This window comes from Cryobacterium sp. M15, from assembly GCF_002929675.1.
GTDB lineage: Bacteria > Actinomycetota > Actinomycetes > Actinomycetales > Microbacteriaceae > Cryobacterium > Cryobacterium lyxosi.
The window spans coordinates 175,246-191,707 of sequence record NZ_PJJW01000038.1 but is presented as its reverse complement, the minus strand read 5'-3'; the positions used below and the strand labels follow the sequence as shown (position 1 = coordinate 191,707).

17 protein-coding genes and 1 pseudogene are annotated in these 16,462 nt (G+C 62.5%); 3 read left to right on the top strand and 15 right to left on the bottom strand.

Translation table 11 applies throughout. The features are described 5' to 3' along the window. The 5 genes from CXY83_RS10595 to CXY83_RS10575 form a co-directional block, all read right to left on the bottom strand. A complete protein-coding gene (locus CXY83_RS10595; protein WP_104197310.1) occupies positions 1 to 1,044 on the bottom strand; it encodes a metal ABC transporter substrate-binding protein in 1,044 nt (347 codons plus the stop codon). A 56-nt stretch (positions 1,045 to 1,100) separates the two neighbouring features. Then, positions 1,101 to 2,447, bottom strand: a complete 1,347-nt coding sequence (locus tag CXY83_RS10590; protein ID WP_104197309.1) for a dihydrolipoamide acetyltransferase family protein — start codon at positions 2,445 to 2,447, stop codon at positions 1,101 to 1,103. Between the two features lie 37 nt (positions 2,448 to 2,484). Further along, positions 2,485 to 3,489 (bottom strand): alpha-ketoacid dehydrogenase subunit beta, encoded by a 1,005-nt coding sequence (locus tag CXY83_RS10585; RefSeq protein WP_104197308.1) that lies wholly within the window; start codon positions 3,487 to 3,489, stop codon positions 2,485 to 2,487. Beyond that, entirely contained in the window at positions 3,489 to 4,580 is a 1,092-nt protein-coding gene (locus CXY83_RS10580) for a thiamine pyrophosphate-dependent enzyme (protein ID WP_104197307.1), read from the bottom strand. The genes CXY83_RS10585 and CXY83_RS10580 overlap by 1 nt, the downstream gene beginning before the upstream one ends. 94 nt (positions 4,581 to 4,674) lie before the next feature. Then, positions 4,675 to 5,781, bottom strand: coding sequence for a histidinol-phosphate transaminase (locus CXY83_RS10575; RefSeq protein ID WP_104197306.1), 1,107 nt, complete (start codon positions 5,779 to 5,781; stop codon positions 4,675 to 4,677). 88 nt (positions 5,782 to 5,869) lie between these two features. On the opposite strand from CXY83_RS10575, the gene CXY83_RS10570 reads away from it, so the two are divergent. Further along, a complete protein-coding gene (locus CXY83_RS10570; RefSeq protein ID WP_104197305.1) occupies positions 5,870 to 6,262 on the top strand; it encodes a phage holin family protein in 393 nt (130 codons plus the stop codon). Positions 6,263 to 6,284: 22 nt separating this feature from the next. Here the strand turns inward: CXY83_RS10570 and CXY83_RS10565 are convergent, their stop codons facing one another. Then, the gene (locus tag CXY83_RS10565) at positions 6,285 to 7,751 is read right to left on the bottom strand and encodes a hypothetical protein (RefSeq protein ID WP_104197304.1); all 1,467 of its coding nucleotides are present in this window, start codon (positions 7,749 to 7,751) and stop codon (positions 6,285 to 6,287) included. Continuing rightward, positions 7,739 to 8,029: a hypothetical protein gene (locus CXY83_RS10560; protein WP_104197303.1), complete on the bottom strand. Its 291-nt coding sequence runs from the start codon at positions 8,027 to 8,029 to the stop codon at positions 7,739 to 7,741. Before CXY83_RS10560 ends, CXY83_RS10565 begins: the two co-directional genes overlap by 13 nt. Before the next feature lie 127 nt (positions 8,030 to 8,156). Between CXY83_RS10560 and CXY83_RS10555 the strand changes: the two genes are divergently transcribed. Both CXY83_RS10555 and purB read left to right on the top strand, forming a co-directional pair. Then, positions 8,157 to 8,684 carry a low molecular weight protein-tyrosine-phosphatase gene (locus tag CXY83_RS10555; RefSeq protein WP_104197466.1) on the top strand — a complete coding sequence of 176 codons (528 nt, stop codon included), beginning with the start codon at positions 8,157 to 8,159 and terminating at the stop codon, positions 8,682 to 8,684. After that, on the top strand, positions 8,681 to 10,063 hold the full coding sequence (gene purB / locus CXY83_RS10550) for an adenylosuccinate lyase (protein WP_104197302.1): 1,383 nt from the start codon (positions 8,681 to 8,683) through the stop codon (positions 10,061 to 10,063). Before CXY83_RS10555 ends, purB begins: the two co-directional genes overlap by 4 nt. A 70-nt stretch (positions 10,064 to 10,133) precedes the next feature. Here purB and CXY83_RS10545 read toward each other — a convergent pair whose 3' ends face one another. The 8 genes and pseudogenes from CXY83_RS10545 to CXY83_RS10510 all read right to left on the bottom strand — a co-directional run bounded on the left by CXY83_RS10545 (position 10,134) and on the right by CXY83_RS10510 (position 16,428). Further along, the gene (locus CXY83_RS10545) at positions 10,134 to 10,403 is read right to left on the bottom strand and encodes a hypothetical protein (protein WP_104197301.1); all 270 of its coding nucleotides are present in this window, start codon (positions 10,401 to 10,403) and stop codon (positions 10,134 to 10,136) included. Beyond that, complete coding sequence (locus CXY83_RS10540) at positions 10,400 to 10,960, bottom strand: hypothetical protein (RefSeq protein WP_146069911.1); 561 nt, start codon at positions 10,958 to 10,960, stop codon at positions 10,400 to 10,402. The genes CXY83_RS10545 and CXY83_RS10540 overlap by 4 nt, the downstream gene beginning before the upstream one ends. A 171-nt stretch (positions 10,961 to 11,131) precedes the next feature. Beyond that, a complete protein-coding gene (dnaB, locus tag CXY83_RS10535; protein WP_369831152.1) occupies positions 11,132 to 12,559 on the bottom strand; it encodes a replicative DNA helicase in 1,428 nt (475 codons plus the stop codon). Between the two features lie 458 nt (positions 12,560 to 13,017). Beyond that, positions 13,018 to 13,467, bottom strand: a complete 450-nt coding sequence (gene rplI, locus CXY83_RS10530; RefSeq protein ID WP_092110565.1) for a 50S ribosomal protein L9 — start codon at positions 13,465 to 13,467, stop codon at positions 13,018 to 13,020. Between the two features lie 9 nt (positions 13,468 to 13,476). Beyond that, positions 13,477 to 13,740, bottom strand: a complete 264-nt coding sequence (gene rpsR / locus CXY83_RS10525) for a 30S ribosomal protein S18 (RefSeq protein WP_035835236.1) — start codon at positions 13,738 to 13,740, stop codon at positions 13,477 to 13,479. A gap of 49 nt (positions 13,741 to 13,789) precedes the next feature. Beyond that, entirely contained in the window at positions 13,790 to 14,308 is a 519-nt protein-coding gene (locus CXY83_RS10520) for a single-stranded DNA-binding protein (RefSeq protein ID WP_104197299.1), read from the bottom strand. A gap of 258 nt (positions 14,309 to 14,566) precedes the next feature. Further along, positions 14,567 to 14,935: pseudogene (rpsF, locus tag CXY83_RS18145) on the bottom strand (30S ribosomal protein S6); the annotation flags it as partial. A 152-nt stretch (positions 14,936 to 15,087) separates the two neighbouring features. After that, a complete protein-coding gene (locus CXY83_RS10510; RefSeq protein ID WP_104197297.1) occupies positions 15,088 to 16,428 on the bottom strand; it encodes a sugar ABC transporter substrate-binding protein in 1,341 nt (446 codons plus the stop codon). Between the last annotated feature and the right edge of the window lie 34 nt (positions 16,429 to 16,462).

Genomic DNA, 16,462 nt, shown 5'->3' with positions numbered 1-16,462 from the left:
CTATTGCAGGTCAGCGGGCAGTGCAGAGGGCGTGACTCCCCACGACTCGAGCATGAGCGTGGCATTGTGCAGCTGCGCCTTGATGTAGGTATCGCCAGCGCTTCCATTCGGGCCAAGCGAGTCGACGTAGAGCGCATCATCACCGGAGTAGACGGTCACACCAGCTTCGGTCGCAATCGTCTCGGCGGTTTTGGGGCTGAGGGATGCCTCGGAGAAGACGGACGTGACGCCGGTCGCCGTGATGGCCGCGACGAGGGAGTCGATCTCGGCGGCGCTCGGCTCGGCGTTGTCGTCGAAGCTTGGAATCACCGAACCGACATAATCAATGTGGTACGCCGCGGTGAAGTAGCCGAGGGAGTCGTGGTTGCTCACAAGCAGTCGTTCGCTCTCCGGCACCGTATCGACGTTGGTGCGGATCCATTCGTCGAGGTCAGTGAGTCGCGCCGTGTACGCCGTTGCATTGGATTCGAAAGTCACCGCGTTGCCTGCGTCGGCGGAGGTGAGACCGTCGACGATCGTGGCGACGATTGTCTTCGCGTTCTGCACGTTCGTCCAGATGTGCGGATCACCGCCCTCGTGGGCATGCTCATCCGCGGCCACGTCGGCGTGGGCATCCGCTTCTTCGTCGGCGTGCTGGTCGTTCGTCTGACCCTCTCCCGCCCCGACCTTGGAGATCGTGATGCCCTCATCGGCATCGATCGTGACACCGTCAAAGCCGGATGCGGCTATGGCGTCGTCGAGCCACTTTTCAAGTCCGACGCCGTTGATCACGAGCACGTCGGCGGCGCCGAGCGCGGTCAGATCGGCCGCGGACGGGTCATAGCTGTGCGCGCTCTGGTTCGGCTGGATGAGTTGGGTCAGGTCGACGCCCCTGGCATCGCCGACCACGTTGCGGGTTAAATCGGCGACCTGGGTGGTTGTGGCGACGATCTTGAGGTCGCTGGCTGCGCCGTCGGCCCTCGCGGTCGTCTCAGCCGAGCATCCCGAGAGGGCTAGTGCGGCTGACGCGAGGAGTGCGGGAACGGCGAAATGTCTCGTGTGCATTCCTCGACAGTAGCCTTGCTGATAATGATTGTCAAAACCATTAGCGGGCGAGCTTCCTATTCGAGCAGCAGTGCCGGCTCCTCGATGATGCTCGCGACGTCGGCCAGAAAACGACTCGCAACGTCACCGTCGACGACGCGATGGTCGAAGCTCGCGCCGATCGTGGTCACATACCGAACTCGCACCTCACCATCGACGACCCACGGCTTCTGCTTGATCGTGCCGAGGGCCACGATTCCGGCCTCTGGCGAGTTGAGGATGGGAGTACCGGTGTCCATGCCGAACACGCCGATATTGGTGATCGTGATCGTGCCATTGCTCATCTCGGCCGGGCTGGTCTTACCGTCGCGCGCGGTCATGGTGAGTTTCTCGAGGGACGCCGCAAGCTCGAGCAGGCTCATGTCCTGCGCTTCTTTGATGTTCGGAACGATCAGCCCGCGCGGGGTCGCTGCTGCGATGCCGAGATTCACGTAGTGCCGCACGATGATTTCCTCATCGGTGAAGGTCGAGTTTACCGTGGGGTTGCGCCGCACGGCCCAGATCATGGCCTTGGCCATGATCAACAGGGGCGACACGCGAATGCCGGCGAAGTCCGTGGACGCCTTGAGTCGTTTGACGAATTCCATGGTGCGGGTGGCGTCGACGTCAACAAACAAGCTCACATGCGGGGCGGTGAAAGCGCTCTTCACCATTGCCTGCGCGATGGCTTTACGCACACCCTTCACGGGAATGTGTTCGTCGCGATCGACCGGCCATTCCGGCGTCTGAATATTGCGGAACACGCTGGTCTGGGTCGCGCCGCGCACCACGTCCTCGCGAGTCACGTCGCCGACCGGTCCGGTCGCTTCGACGAGGGAGAGGTCGACACCGAGGTCCTTGGCGAGTTTACGAATGGGCGGCTTGGCCATGACCGGTCCAACGGATGCCGCGCGCCGGGTCGGTTCCAAAGCCTCGACGCGCGCGCGCGCCGGGGCTTTTGGCGCGAGTGTCTCGTGGGCGACGCTCGCGGCGGTGTGCCGACGCCGACGGGTCGGCATGGTAGCGGCGGCGCCGCGGCCGACGAGCACCGGTTCCGGGGCTTCGTCGATGATGCTGGTGCTCGCGTCCACGGTCATCTGGTCAGCGGAACCAGTGTCGGCGGCATCCGCTGCCGCTGAACTGGCATCGGGATTGATCGTGATGATGAGGGTACCCACGTCGACGGTCGTGCCCGCCGCGACCAGAATCTCCGCGACCACGCCCACGAACGGCGACGGCAGCTCGACCAGGGACTTAGCCGTTTCGATCTCGACCAGAACCTGGTTGATCGTCACGGCGTCGCCGGGCGCGACCTTCCACTCAACGATTTCAGCCTCGGTCAGGCCTTCGCCGACATCGGGGAGAGTGAACTTCGACACGCTCATACTGTGCCTTTCCTGCTGCTGGTAAAAGTGAGCATGATCAGTAGGCGAGAACGCGGTCGACAGCTTCCAGCACCCGATCGGGGCTGGGCAGAAAGTGCGTCTCGACGGCGGCCGGTGGAAACGGTGTGTCAAAGCCAGAGACCCGCAGCACGGGCGCTTCGAGCGTGTAGAACGATCGCTCGGCAACCGTGGCGGCAATCTCACTGCCGACACTCACGAAGCCGGGCGCCTCCTGGGTGACCACGAGGCGGCCGGTCTTCTGCACGGAACCCAGAATCGGTCGATAGTCGATCGGGGAGATCGAACGCAGGTCGATGACCTCGAGGCTGATGCCCTCCGCGGTGGCGAGTTCGGCCGCCTGGAGCAGCACGCTTACCATTGCGCCGTGACCGACGACGGTGACGTCGGTGCCGGCCCGAACGACGCGACTGGCGTGCAGCGGTGTTCCGCTTTCATCAAAGCGCACCTCACCCTTGGGCCAGTAGCGGCTCTTGGGCTCGAAGAAGATCACCGGGTCGTCACTGGCGATGGCCTCCTGCATCATCCAATAGGCATCGTGTGGATTGGAGGGGCTGACCACACGCAAGCCGGGAGTGTGCGCGAAGTAGGCTTCCGGGCTCTCCTGGTGGTGCTCAATCGAGCCGATGTGTCCGCCGTAGGGAATACGGATGACCACCGGCATGATGAGCCCGCCCTCGTGGCGGTTGCGCATGCGTGCGAGCTGGCTGGTGATCTGGTCGAAGCCGGGAAAAACGAATCCGTCGAACTGAATCTCGCAGACCGGGCGAAACCCGCGCATGGCCAGGCCGATTGCCGTACCGATGATGCCGGATTCGGCGAGCGGCGTATCGAGCACCCGCTTGTCACCGAATTCGGCGATGAGGCCCTCGGTGACCCGGAATACTCCACCGAGGGGGCCGATGTCTTCGCCCATCAGCAGAACTCTGGGGTCGTCGAGCATTGCGCGACGCAGCCCGGCGTTCAGAGCCTTGGTCATCGGTAGCGAAGCGGAAGCCACGCTCGTGTCTAGTGCAGCGGTCATCAGTTTTTGCCCTCGTCGAAAGATGCTTCGTAGCGTTCCAGCCAGGCTTTTTGCTCAGCCACCAGCGGATGCGGTTCGGCGTAGACGTTGTCGAAGATCACCGATTGCTCCGGACCGGTGATCTCGAGAGCACGACGACGGGCGTCGGCGGCGAAATCGGCCGCTTCGTCATCGACGTCGTCGAGGAATTGCTGCTCGACGCCCAAGCCCTTCAGGTAGCTGCGAAAGCGCACGATCGGGTCGCGGGCCACCCAGTAGGCGAGTTCCTCCGGGTCGCGGTATTTGGTCGGATCATCGGCGGTCGTGTGGGCGCCGACCCGGTAGGTGAGTGCCTCGATCAGCGACGGGCCGTGGCCGGCGCGAGCGTCGTCCATCGACTTTGCCGTGACGGCGAAGCTCGCGAGCACATCATTGCCGTCGATCTGGGTGCCCGGCATGCCGAAGCCAGCGGCACGCAGGTACAGCGGCGTACGGGACTGCCGGGCGACGGGCACCGAGATCGCCCAGTGGTTGTTCTGCAGAAAGAACACCTGTGGCGTCTGGTAGCTCGCCGCGAAAACGAGCGCCTCGTTGGCGTCGCCCTGCGATGATGCTCCGTCGCCGTAGTAGACAATGACGGCCTGATCGGTCTCTGCGTTGCCGGTCGCGGTCGAACCGTCGAGCTGCATGCCCATGGCATAGCCGGTGGAGTGCAGGGTCTGCGAGGCGAGTACGAGGGTATAGAGGTGAAAGTTTCCGTGCTCTTCGGGGACCCAGCCGCCGAGGGTGACACCGCGCAGCATCCGCAGAATATCCACGACGTCAAGGCCACGGATCATGCCGACCACGTGCTCCCGATAAGAGGGAAACACATGGTCCTGCGGCCGGGTGGCGTAGGCGGATCCCACCTGCGCGGCCTCCTGGCCGTGGCTTGGAACCCAGAGAGCGAGCTGGCCCTGACGCTGCAGATTGGCTGCCTCGGTGTCGAACTTCCGCACCACGACCATGTCCCGATAGAAACGTCGGTAGTCAGCTTCGGTGAGGCGGTCGAGGTAGGGCAGAAACTCTTCAGCGGCGGCGCTCGGTTCGAACACCCCGGTCGAAGAAATCATGCGCACGCACGTCTCGGTCCCATCGAGACCAAAAGGTGTGGGCGCTGCAGCAATGCGTGACGCAATTGCTTCGTTTCGAGTGGCTGACACCGTACTAACCTATCTTCCGAGCCGGGTGGCCGACGGGAAGCGCGTCGACAAGATCCGCGCTCATTACTAAGAGTGTCGCTACAGCCTGCTCTTCACCGATCGAGATCCGAATACCTTCAAGCGCGAAGGGACGCACCACCAGGCCAGCTTCGCTGAGGGCCTCGGCGATACTGGTTGTTTCGGCGCCGGTGGGCAGCCAGAGAAAGTTGCCTTGGGGTACCGGGATGTTCCAGCCCTGGTCGATCAGCGCCTGGCAGGTCGCATCGCGACGCGCGGCGATGACTCGGACCCGATCAAGCAACTCTTTCTCGGCCACGAGGGAGGCGATAGCGGCAGCCGCGGCCTGCGCGGTAACCGAGAGGGGGATCGCAGTCGAACGAGCGGCGTTCAGAATGTCCACGGGACCGAGCGCGTAACCAACCCGCAGCCCGGCAAGGCCGTAGGCCTTTGAAAAGGTGCGGAGAACGACAAGGTTGGGGTAGCGGGCCAGCAGTGGCGGGCCGTTGACGGCATCCGCTTGGGTAACGAACTCGATATATGCCTCATCGAGAATGACCAGCAGGTCGGTCGGGACGACGGCCATGAAAGCCTCGAATTCGTCCTTGGTCACGATCGTGCCGGTGGGGTTGTTCGGTGAGCACACGATGACGACCCGGGTGTTGTCGCTGATCGCGGCGGCCATTTCGGGCAGGTCATGGGCGTGATCGGGGCGGTTGGGCACACGCACACTGACAGCACCGGCGACGGTTACGAGTGAGGGATAGGCCTCAAACGACCGCCAGGAGTAAAGCACTTCATCATCCGGGCCAGCAGCAGCGAGAATAAGTTGGGCCAGCAAGGCCACCGAGCCGGAACCGATGTGCACCTGATCGACGCCGATGCTGTACTTGGCGGCGAGGTGCTCGCGCAGAACCAGCGCCGAGGAATCCGGGTACCGGTTGTAGGCCGTTTCGGCCGTAACCGCAGCGATAACCCCCGGCAGCGGGTCGAACGGGTTCTCGTTGCTGGAGAGCTTATAGGCACTGGCATCGGCCGGTTTGCCTTGCTTGTAGGCCGGGAGGGCGACAATCTCCGGGCGCAGGCGGACGGAGGGTCGGTCTGAGAGGCTCACTCGGTGAGTCTACGCCCGGATATATTCGCGATGACGAATGAATGTTTGTCGGACTTTCGCCCGCCGCGAGCCGGTGAGATAGTGGGGCATGGCCAGATTTCTGATCCAACTGATCGTCAACGCGGTAGCCCTGTGGTTCACCGCACTGCTCGTGACCGGCGTGCACGTCACGCCTTACGCGCCGGATGTCGGTGCCAGCGTGCTCACCTATCTGCTCCTTGCGCTGATCTTCGGCTTCGTGAACACGGTGGTCGGCGGTGTGCTGCGTGTCGTGGCTTTTCCGCTGTACGTTTTGACGCTGGGTCTGTTCTCACTCATCGTCAACGGACTGCTCCTGTTGCTGGTGGCGTGGCTCTCCGGGTTTCTGGGGTTCGGCCTTATCGTCGACGGTTTCTGGTGGGGCGTGCTTGGCGCACTCGTTCTCGGCATTGTTTCCTGGCTGCTCGGTCTCATTCTGCGCCCGGTCACCGCGCGCAACTGATCGGGCCGCACCCGCACGCGTCCTACTGTTGCGCAGGGCCTCCCGGCAAGCGGACACCGCGCCACAACACGGCCTCACCCGGTTCGCTCCCGATGATTCCGGTCACAGTGGAACGAAAGCCGCTGAGGTTGTCTTCCGGCGAGGCGTCAATGATGTGCGCCGTCTCCTGATAGGTATCGAGATCGTGAGCAGGCAGCACAGTCCCGGGTAGCGGCTCCTGCACAGCAAACGCTTCGCGCCGAACGAGGAGTCGATCATCGGAATCGAGCAAGCTAGCGCCGCCTATAGCGGTCACGACGTCATCGGTGTGTTCTACCGTCATCGTGGCCACGCCAGGTGGCACCGGAACTCTCGATTCGGGTGCCCCAAAGGTTGCGACCGCCTGCACATTGAACCAGGTGTACGCCGCAACCTGGGTCGTGACCAGCCCGCCCTGAGAATGGCCGGCAAGGACAACCGGATCGGACGGTGCGATTCCAGCCGCTTTCATAGCGTCGATGACAGCCGAGAAGGAGCCCGCATTCTGACGGGCAACCGCAGCAATGTTTGCTGTGAGGTCCCACGGTTCAGTCGACGCGACAGGGTCCCAATCGACCGTTCCACCGACGTAGACCGCCCAGGAAGGGTTGTCAAGTGTGCCGTATTTCTCGATGCGCACCTGCGGCTTGCCCGGGACGGCTCGCGGTATGCGCGCCGCCAGGTCACCGACCCCTGTTGGTGGAGTCGCTCGCGTTGGTGCTCCCACCGCCGCAGCCGTCACCGGACCTTCCTGAAGGAGACCCAGGGCGCGCGCCGCAGCCACAACCCCGAGGGCGGTCTGGGAAACGCCGATCAGTCCTAATCCCTCATCGCCGAATGTACGACCAACAATTCGCGGCATCCCTCCAAGACCAGCGGCGGCATCGTCGATTGATGAGGCCGCTATCCGAACGAGCATCACCACGGCCGGGTTGGTGAGCAAGCGAGGGCTGATCTGCACTCCACCGACTGAGCCGCTCTGCACCGCTGACGGAGATTGCGTGGTTCCGTAACGGCGCATCAGTTCGAGGGTGAGAATCCCGGTCAGGGCGACACCGACCGGCGTGCTGTACAGCGCCAACAAACAGGCACGAACAAGACTGCCAAGACCGTGAGCCATGTCTGCGGCACTAAGCAGCGCGAGTTTTTGCGCCAGCCGCTCCGCATAGCCATAATTTCGGGCTGCTGCCCGGAGATAACTCGCGACGTCCGAACACAGCGTCGCGAGTTGCTGGAGCCTGCCGGCCGCCTGCAGAAGATCCGGCCAGGGATCCTGTCCAAGCCAGTTCGCCGGCCACATCGGATCCAAATTTCGAATGCGATAGGCGCGGTTAGCCCAGTCGGCGGCATCGTCGTGGAGTGCGTCCACGAATTGGGACTGAGCCAGAATGGCATCCGTTGCCACGATGGCGGTGCCACCCACCGAGACAACCAGGTCACCGTCTTCCAAGCCATCACTCACGCTCGACACATCTGCTCCTCCTCGTGAATGTGACTTCGAACACTGGCGAGCGCCTCATCGAGATAGTGCAAAACCACATCGACGTCTCCGAGCATTTCGGCCACACGGCACGAGTATTCGCGCTGCGAGCGCGAACTCCAGACATCACTGGGGTCGAGCATGCTCAGGTGTCGACGGCCCGCTGTTATATCTGCGTACAGCGCAAAGAGAAGATCCCGCTGGGTGCGCAACATGGCCAGACGTTCAGAACGACTCTGACCGTGCAACAGCATCTCCACACCGTCCATGACACCTCCTCGTCAGGGATGATCGTCGCAGAATGAGCGATTCTGCCGGCTGACCCGCGCGCAATCTGTGCACAGACACCAAAACCTGGGCGTGTGGAGAAGACGAAACTGCTCCACAATGGACGGCATGCCCTTCGCGTCTCTCACCCCCGATGAGTCGACGCCGTTTCGAATCATTTTCGTCTGTACGGGTAACATCTGCCGATCGCCCATGGCCGAGGTCGTGCTTCGCGACCTCGTCACGAAGCTTGGTCTTGGTCGTCTCATCGCGAGCAGTTCAGCTGGGACCGGAGACTGGCACGTGGGTGAGCAAGCCGACGGTCGCACGATCACGGCCCTGGCCAAGCGCGGCTACGACGGCAGCCACCATCGGGCCCGACAGTTTGACCCGCTGTGGTTCGCTGAGCACGACCTTGTCGTCGTCCTCGACCGCAGCCAGGAGCGCATCCTGCGTAACTGGGCACTGGAGGATCGCGATCGCTCCAAGGTGCGCCTGCTGCTGAGCTTTGACGCCGAGCAGGCCGCCCTGTTCGACGTGCCAGACCCGTACTATTCCGACGATGCGTTGTTTGACGCCGTATTGGGCATGATTGAGAGGGCAAGTCACGCACTTGTGAAACAACTTGCACCCGCAATTCGACAGGGAGTCCAATGAGTCACCTACCCGTACAGGTTTTGAGCCCACTAGATGGCCGCTATCGAGCCGCCGTTTCCGATCTGGGCGAGTTCCTGTCCGAGGCCGGTCTCAACCGCGCCCGTGTGCGCGTCGAGGTGGAGTGGCTGATCACCCTCACCGACCGCAGTCTGTTTGGTTCCGCGCCCCTCAACACCCAACAGAAACTCGCCCTGCGCTCCCTCGTGACCGACTTCGGTCAGGCCGAGATTGACGAACTGGCCACGCTTGAGGCGACCACCCGTCACGACGTCAAGGCCGTCGAATACCTCGTTCGTCGACGCCTGGGAACGCTAGGCCTCGGTCACATCAGCGAACTCACCCATTTTGCCGCCACCAGCGAAGACATCAATAACCTCTCCTACGCCCTGACCGTTCGTGACGCCGTCCAGACCGTCTGGCTACCTAAGCTGAGCTTGGTCATTGATGCGCTGCGTAGAAACGCGCTCGAATTTCGAGCGGATGCAATGCTGGCGCGCACCCATGGACAGCCCGCGACGCCGACAACCATGGGAAAAGAACTTGCTGTGTTCGTTTACCGGCTCGAGCGCATCGTGCGTCAGATCAATGCCGGTGAGTATTTGGGCAAGTTCAGCGGCGCTACCGGAACCTTCGCCGCGCACGTGACTGCGGAGCCCTCTGTCGACTGGCCTGCGCTGTCACGCGAGTTCGTCGAGGGCCTTGGTCTCGGGTGGAACCCACTCACGACCCAGATCGAATCGCATGACTGGCAGGCCGAGCTGTATTCGCGCACGTCCCACGCGAACCGCATTCTGCACAACCTGGCCACCGACATCTGGACCTATATTTCTATTGGCTACTTCCGCCAGATCCCCCAGGTTGGCGCCACCGGTTCTTCCACGATGCCGCACAAGATCAATCCGATTCGATTCGAAAACGCGGAGGCCAACCTCGAACTGTCCTGCGCCATCCTGGACTCGCTCGCGGCGACTCTCGTGACCAGCCGCCTGCAGCGTGACCTCACCGACTCGACCACCCAGCGCAATATCGGTGTCGGCTTTGGGCATTCATTGCTCGCGCTTGATAACATTCTGCGGGGCCTGGGCGAGATTGATATTGACCGTGCGCTTCTCGCTAGCGACCTCGACTCCAACTGGGAAATTCTGGGAGAGGCGATTCAGACCGTGATTCGTGCCGAGGTCTCGGCGGGGCGCTCATCGATTGAAGACCCATACGCGCTGCTCAAGGAGCTGACCCGCGGTAAGCGCATCACGAGCGCCGACCTCGCCGAGTTCGTGTCAGCCCTCGACATCGGCGCCGCGGCCAAGGCCCGGCTCCTGGCCCTGACCCCGGCCACCTACGTCGGTCTCTCCGACACCTTGGTTGATTATCTGCCCTGATCAGCCGCCGGCTACACAAGAGCACCGTCATCGAAACCGATGACGGTGCTCTTGTGTAGCCGCACGTTGGCTAGTGGCCGTTTTGCTCATCAAGGTCACTTTGCTCCGACGCGTTCGGTTTCATACCGAGCACGAGCATCGCGATCACCACGAGCGCCACGATAAACGTCACACCGAGCCCGATGACGGAGAGTATGAGTTCGCGTGTGGTCCCGAGAATGGTCAACCCGACGAAGAGGGCCATCCCGGCAGAGATTGCAAGCAATTCGACCGGCTTCAACCGATCAGAACGGCTCGGCTGGTGCGCCGGGTCGGGGGTACCAGGAGTCTTTTTGGTCACAGGGAGTCCAAATCATTGGTTGCGGTGTTCGCGGGGGCGGCGTCTGCTGGTGCCGTGGCATCAGAACGCTGTCGCGGAGAATCCCCTTTGAGGGACAGCCCGGCAATCGGCAGGAATACAACGAGAAAGACCAGGTAGGCGCCGAACAACCCGACCGAGACAACCGGGTTGGGCGGAAGCAGTAGAAGGAGCAGGGCGAGTACCGCTGCGCCGATGCCGGTGAAGAGCCAGTCCTTGGCGGGCAGGGGACGTGAGCGCACCCGGATGCCGGCATAGATTTCGAGCAGACCAGTGACGGCTCCCCAGACGCTCACGACGAAGAGAAAAAGCCCGTGTCCACCCGTGTGGAAACCGAGGGCCAGCGCCCCAGCAATCATGCTCACGACGCCATGAATGAGAAACAGGCTGCGGTCGGTGGTAACGGTCAGGGAGCGAGGCCCGACCAGCACGAGAAGCAGGCCGCTCGCCAGGGCGAATGCGCCGAAAACGATGAGACCCAGCTGCGCGGAGTGATCGCGGTTGAATGTGATGATGATGGCTGGGATGACTGCGATCATGGCGCGCCCGACGGGCACGGCCCAATAGCGGGGCCCGACGCTTGATGGTACCTGCGCGTTCGCCACGCACGACCTCTTTCGTTGCAAGGTTGGACAGTTCTAGTCTACGCGGCGACACCGCCCAGATCTGCGAGCGGGCTGCACGTGCTGATGCCCCGAGCGCGGTGCGAACTACCCGCCCGCCACCATGTCGGCGAAGCGTGAGTAGTGTCCGTGAAAGGCAACCGTGACGGTGCGCGTCGGGCCGTTACGGTGCTTGGCCACGATGAGGTCGGCCTCGCCGGCACGCGGGTTGTCTTTCTCGTAGGCGCTTTCGCGATGAAGCAAAATAACCATGTCGGCATCCTGCTCGAGTGAACCCGACTCACGAAGGTCAGAAATGGCCGGCATCTTGTCAGCGCGCTGCTCTGGCCCACGGTTGAGCTGGGATAACGCAATCACCGGAACCTGCAGCTCTTTGGCGAGCAGCTTGAGAGCGCGCGAAAACTCGCTGACCTCTTGCTGGCGTGACTCGACTTTCTTGCCACTGGTCATCAGTTGCAGATAGTCGATGATGACCATCTTGAGACCGACCCGCTGCTTGAGTCTGCGGCACTTGGCGCGGATCTCGACCAGGGTCATGTTCGGGCTGTCGTCGATGTAGAGCGGTGCGTCGTTGATGCGGCCGCGTGTAGCGGCAATCGTGGTCCAATCGCGCGCCTCAACGGTTCCTTTGCGCATGCTCTGGAGAGGAACGGAAGCTTCCGCCGCGAGCAGGCGCATCGCAATTTCGCTGCGCCCCATTTCGAGTGAGAAGAAGATGCTCGGCATATTGTGGTGGATGGACGCCGAGCGTGCAAAGTCGAGGGCGAGGGTGGACTTACCCAACGCCGGACGAGCCGCCACGATGATGAGCTGGCCACCGTGGAATCCGTTGGTCAGTTCATCGAGGTCGGCAAACCCCGTGGGGACGCCGCTCATCTGGCCGTCTTTGAGCTTGGCGGCCTCGATTTCTTCGATCGCCGCCGTCACAGCATCGGTGAGCGGAACGTAGTCCTCCGTCTGGGTCCCCCCGGTGACGGCATAGATTTCGGCCTGCGCGGTGTTGACGAGGTCGAGAACCTCCCCTTCTGCGGCGTAGCCCATCTGGGCAATACGGGTGCCAGCCTCGACCAGACGGCGCAGCAGCGCTCGTTCGGCCACGATGGTCGAGTAGAACCCCGCATTGGCAGCGGTGGGCACCAGGCTCGTCAGGGTGTGCAGGTAGTCCGCGCCGCCGGCCCGCGAAAGTTCACCGACTTTGGTGAGCTCATCGGTGACGGTGATCACGTCGGTCGGCTCGCCTTGGGCGTAGAGCGAGAGAATGGCGTCGAAGATGATCTCGTGCTTGGGGATGTAGAAGTCGCCGCCCCGCACGGTCTCGACAACGTCGGCAACAGCGTCTTTGCTGAGCATCATGCCACCGAGGGCGCTCTGTTCTGCGAGGAGATCGTGGGGCAGTGCTCGCTCCGACTTCCAGGCTTCAGCGGAACGCTCGTTGCGACCGGGTCCACCACTCGCTGACAAACCGTACTCATTTGACGCTGGCTGATTTGCCAGGCCCAGGTGAGCGATTGACACTCGGCACCTCTTTCTCTGTCGTTCTCATAGGTGTATCAGGGCCCACCGACACGAGACGGGACACACCAGCCTGAGCGAGATGCCGACACTGAATTACCCTAAAGAGCCAGCGGCACCCGCCACAAACCCCCCTGTGGATAACCTTGTGGATAATCTGCGCGAAACGCCGTGGAGATTGTGCAGAACCTGTGCACTCACCTGTGGACAAATATTAAAATTTGCCGAATAAAACTACTTTGATCAGGCTTTTTAATTACTCACATGGCTGTGAGTAAAGTACCTTCAATAAACCCTTGAACCTTGCCGATACGAATGCTCACCTGTGCACAAAAGCAGCGGGTCAATCCCCAAAAACGATCGTTAACGCCCCGTAGCGGGGGATTCCTTGAGGAATCCCCCGCTACGGGAGTAGGTGAAAGCTGCCGGCCGTACAGCACCGGACCCACCGAGGTGCGTTGTTACTTGGCGGCGACGACCACGAGGGTGATCGTGGCGCTGAGCTCGTCACGAAGACGAACCGTTGCCGTGTGCTCACCGGTCAGCTTGATCGCGGTGAGTTCGATCTTGCGCTTGTCGACCGTACCGAGGCCAGCGGCTGCGACGGCGTTAGCCACATCCGTGGTCTTGACCGAACCGAACAGACGCCCGCCGGCGCCGGCCTTGACGACCAGGGTGACCTTGGTGTTCTCAAGCTTGACCTTGAGTGCCTCGGCCTCTTCGAAGGTGGCGTGCTCGCGCGCTGCGCGGGCGGCCTTGATCTGCTCGATCTGCTTCTCGCCACCACGGGTCCACGCAACAGCGAAACCCTTGGGAACGAGATAGTTACGAGCAAACCCGTTCTTGACGTCTACGACGTCGCCGGGTGCACCGAGGCCGGAGACCTCATGCGTCAGAATCAATTTCGACATTTGGTTTCCTTACCGGCCTGAGCCTGCGTAGGGCAGCAAAGCCATTTCGCGAGCGTTCTTGACGGCACGGGCGATGAGGCGCTGTTCCTGGACGGAGACGCCTGTGATGCGGCGGGCGCGGATCTTTCCACGCTCGGAGATGAACTTGCGCAGGGTGGGGACATCTTTGTAATCGATGACACCAACCCGAATCGACTTCGCGGGAGCGGCGTTCTTGCCACCCTTAGCTCCGCGAAGCGGCTTGCGGCGGTCGCCGCTCGACTTTCCAGCCATGATTTCCTTACTTTCTCAAAAAAGATGTTAGCTACGCGCCAGGCGTGGCTTAGAAGGGGGTCTCGTCGCTGAAGTTGCCTGGACTGTTCCAGACGTCTCCACCGGACGCTGCGGGCGCAGCCGCCTTGGCGGGGGCGCTGGGTGCCCACGGCTCATCGTTGCCCTGACCACCAACAGCGGGAGCGCCGCTGCGGGGGCCGGACGACTGCGCGCGAGTGAGGGAAGCGGTGGCGTAGCGCAGAGAGGGACCAATTTCGTCGATCTCGAGCTCCATGCTCGTGCGCTTTTCACCTTCCTTCGTCTCGTACGAACGCTGCTTGAGACGCCCGGAAGCGATGACACGCGACCCCTTGGTCAGTGAACCCGCCACGTGCTCGGCGAATTCACGCCAAACGCTCGCACGCAAAAACAGCGCATCGCCATCTTTCCACTCGTTAGCCGCACGATCGAATGTGCGCGGAGTGGAAGCGATGGTGAAGTTGGCAACCGCCAGCCCGTTCTGCGTGTAACGCAGTTCCGGGTCGCTGGTGAGGTTTCCCACCACGGTGATTACGGTCTCGCCGGCCATGGGCTACTTGTCGCTTGCCTTGTCGGCAACAGCGGCCGGAGCCGGAGTGGCCCTGGCAGCAGCAGGCTTGGCGGCAGCAACCTTCGCGGAGGGGACCGCGGTGGAGGCGGCAGCAACCGGAGTGGACGCGTCGACCTTGGCGGCAACCGGAGCAGCAGCGGCCGAAGCCTCGACTGCATCGGCGACGACAGGCTTCGCAGCAGCAGCAGCAACCTTGGCCGCCGGAGCGGCAGCGGCTGCGGCAGCAGCTTCAGCCTTGGCCGCGATGACCTTGGGGTTGGCAGCCTTGCGGGCAGCCTTCTCTGCGGCCAGCTTGGTAGCGACGACGACCTGGGCAATGCCCTCTTCGGCGCGGAGCACCTTGGTGCGCATGACTGCCTCGGACAGGCTCAGCTGGCGGTCGAGCTCGACCGTGGCTGAGGCGTTCGCGGTGAAGTCGACGACGGCATAAATGCCTTCGGTCTTCTTGTTGATCTCGTATGCGAGACGACGACGACCCCAGACATCAACCTTGTCAATGGTTCCACCATCGTTGCGAACAACGTTGAGGAACTTGTCAAGGCTGGGAGCTACGGTGCGCTCATCGATCTCGGGATCGAGGATAACCATTAGTTCGTACTGATGCATGACTAACCCACCTCCTTCGGACTAAAACGGCTACAGACTTTCTGTAACAGGAGGGTTGTGCATGTGCTGAACGCGGAGGCCAGGAATCCGGCACGCAGGCAACCTGCCCAGACTACCGGATACCGACTCGTTGCGCCAGTTGATCCGCCGGTCTACTCGGTCAGAGTCGCGTTTGCCGCGTTCTGGGCGGCGAGCACGCCCTGGTGCACCGGGATGCGACCGAGGAAGACCTCGTCAAGCAGTGGCCGCATGGCGTTCTCGGCGGCCGGCCAGCCAGCCCCGCGCGGCGCCGGCGCCGTTCCGGCAGCCAAAACGTCGTAGAACGGGCTGATGTCGACCTTCTCGGCGGCCCAGTAAGCAGCGTATGCCGGCTGCGCGGCCAGCACGGCCGGAGACGCTGCGCCGGACGCGCCGATGTATTCGGAGCCGGCAGCGCTCCCGAGCCATTCCAACACTCGCTGAGTTTCCGCCGGGTGCTCCGATGAAGCATTTCCGGCAGCAGCAATGCCATCGACTCCGCTGATCGCGCCGGCGGGACCGCTGGGAAGTCGCACGATGCCCCAGTCGAAGTTCGCCCCTGCACTCACATTGGCGAGGTTGTACACCCCGCTCTGGAACAGGGCCATCTTGCCCTGCAGAAACTGCTCGCGGCTGAAATCGCCGTTGGTGTTTGTATCGGCGGCCGACGGAGCGACGTGCCATTTGTTCATGAGATCGACGAGGTACTGGAATGACGTGAGGCCCGGGTCAGACGCGAAGGCATACTGATTCGATTCGTCCTGGAACTCGGCGCCACCGGAGGCCAGATAGTTCAGCACCATCGCCTGCAGGTCGTAGCCAGCGTTGTAGCCGTATTGGCTGAGGTTGGAGCCGTCGAACGCTGCACTGTCGGCCGTATTCCCGTTGTAGTCCTTGGTGAGTTTCTGCAGCACGCTGATGAGGGTGTCAGTGTTCCCGGTGGGATCCCAAGTGAGCGCAGATACGTCTTCAGCGCTCAGGCCGGCATCACCGAGCAGGTCGGCGTTGTAATAGACCGCTATGCCGGGGTCGGCCAGCTGCGGTACTCCCCACAGCGTGGCATCCCGGGTGTACTGAGCCACGACGGCTGGAACCCAGCCGGCCTGGGCATCCACTGGAATGGCGGTCGTAATGTCGAGCAGGGCGCCCGCGTCGGCATAGGCAGGATAGCTGCCTCCATCGACCCAGAACACGTCCGGGGCACTGTCACCGGCGACGTCGGTGCGCAGCTTCTCGAAGTAGTCGTTCCACGGCACGATCTCGACGTCGACATGGATGTCGGGATTGTCCTGTTCGAAGGCGGTGAAAGACTCTTCGTAGGCGGCAGCGACCTGTTCGTCCCACAGGCGCACGGTCACCGTTGTCGCCGTGTTTCCCGTGTCAGAGTCGAAGAAATTCAGTGCGGCGACAGCCCCGGTGATGACGAGCAGCACGGCGAGCGCGCCCGCAGCAATGATGGTGGAACGCTTGGCCATGATGTCCTTTGTTGACGGATCGAACCTCCCCAGT

What these genes read in the sequence shown, in the direction of transcription:
- CXY83_RS10595 (WP_104197310.1), bottom strand. Translation starts at nt 1,044, where the DNA reads ATGCACACGAGACATTTCGCCGTTCCCGCACTCCTCGCGTCAGCCGCA.
- CXY83_RS10590 (WP_104197309.1), bottom strand. Translation starts at nt 2,447, where the DNA reads ATGAGCGTGTCGAAGTTCACTCTCCCCGATGTCGGCGAAGGCCTGACC.
- CXY83_RS10585 (WP_104197308.1), bottom strand. Translation starts at nt 3,489, where the DNA reads ATGACCGCTGCACTAGACACGAGCGTGGCTTCCGCTTCGCTACCGATG.
- CXY83_RS10580 (WP_104197307.1), bottom strand. Translation starts at nt 4,580, where the DNA reads ATGATTTCTTCGACCGGGGTGTTCGAACCGAGCGCCGCCGCTGAAGAG.
- CXY83_RS10570 (WP_104197305.1), top strand. Translation starts at nt 5,870, where the DNA reads ATGGCCAGATTTCTGATCCAACTGATCGTCAACGCGGTAGCCCTGTGG.
- CXY83_RS10560 (WP_104197303.1), bottom strand. Translation starts at nt 8,029, where the DNA reads ATGGACGGTGTGGAGATGCTGTTGCACGGTCAGAGTCGTTCTGAACGT.
- CXY83_RS10555 (WP_104197466.1), top strand. Translation starts at nt 8,157, where the DNA reads ATGCCCTTCGCGTCTCTCACCCCCGATGAGTCGACGCCGTTTCGAATC.
- purB (WP_104197302.1), top strand. Translation starts at nt 8,681, where the DNA reads ATGAGTCACCTACCCGTACAGGTTTTGAGCCCACTAGATGGCCGCTAT.
- CXY83_RS10540 (WP_146069911.1), bottom strand. Translation starts at nt 10,960, where the DNA reads ATGATCGCAGTCATCCCAGCCATCATCATCACATTCAACCGCGATCAC.
- rplI (WP_092110565.1), bottom strand. Translation starts at nt 13,467, where the DNA reads ATGTCGAAATTGATTCTGACGCATGAGGTCTCCGGCCTCGGTGCACCC.
- rpsR (WP_035835236.1), bottom strand. Translation starts at nt 13,740, where the DNA reads ATGGCTGGAAAGTCGAGCGGCGACCGCCGCAAGCCGCTTCGCGGAGCT.
- CXY83_RS10520 (WP_104197299.1), bottom strand. Translation starts at nt 14,308, where the DNA reads ATGGCCGGCGAGACCGTAATCACCGTGGTGGGAAACCTCACCAGCGAC.
- CXY83_RS10510 (WP_104197297.1), bottom strand. Translation starts at nt 16,428, where the DNA reads ATGGCCAAGCGTTCCACCATCATTGCTGCGGGCGCGCTCGCCGTGCTG.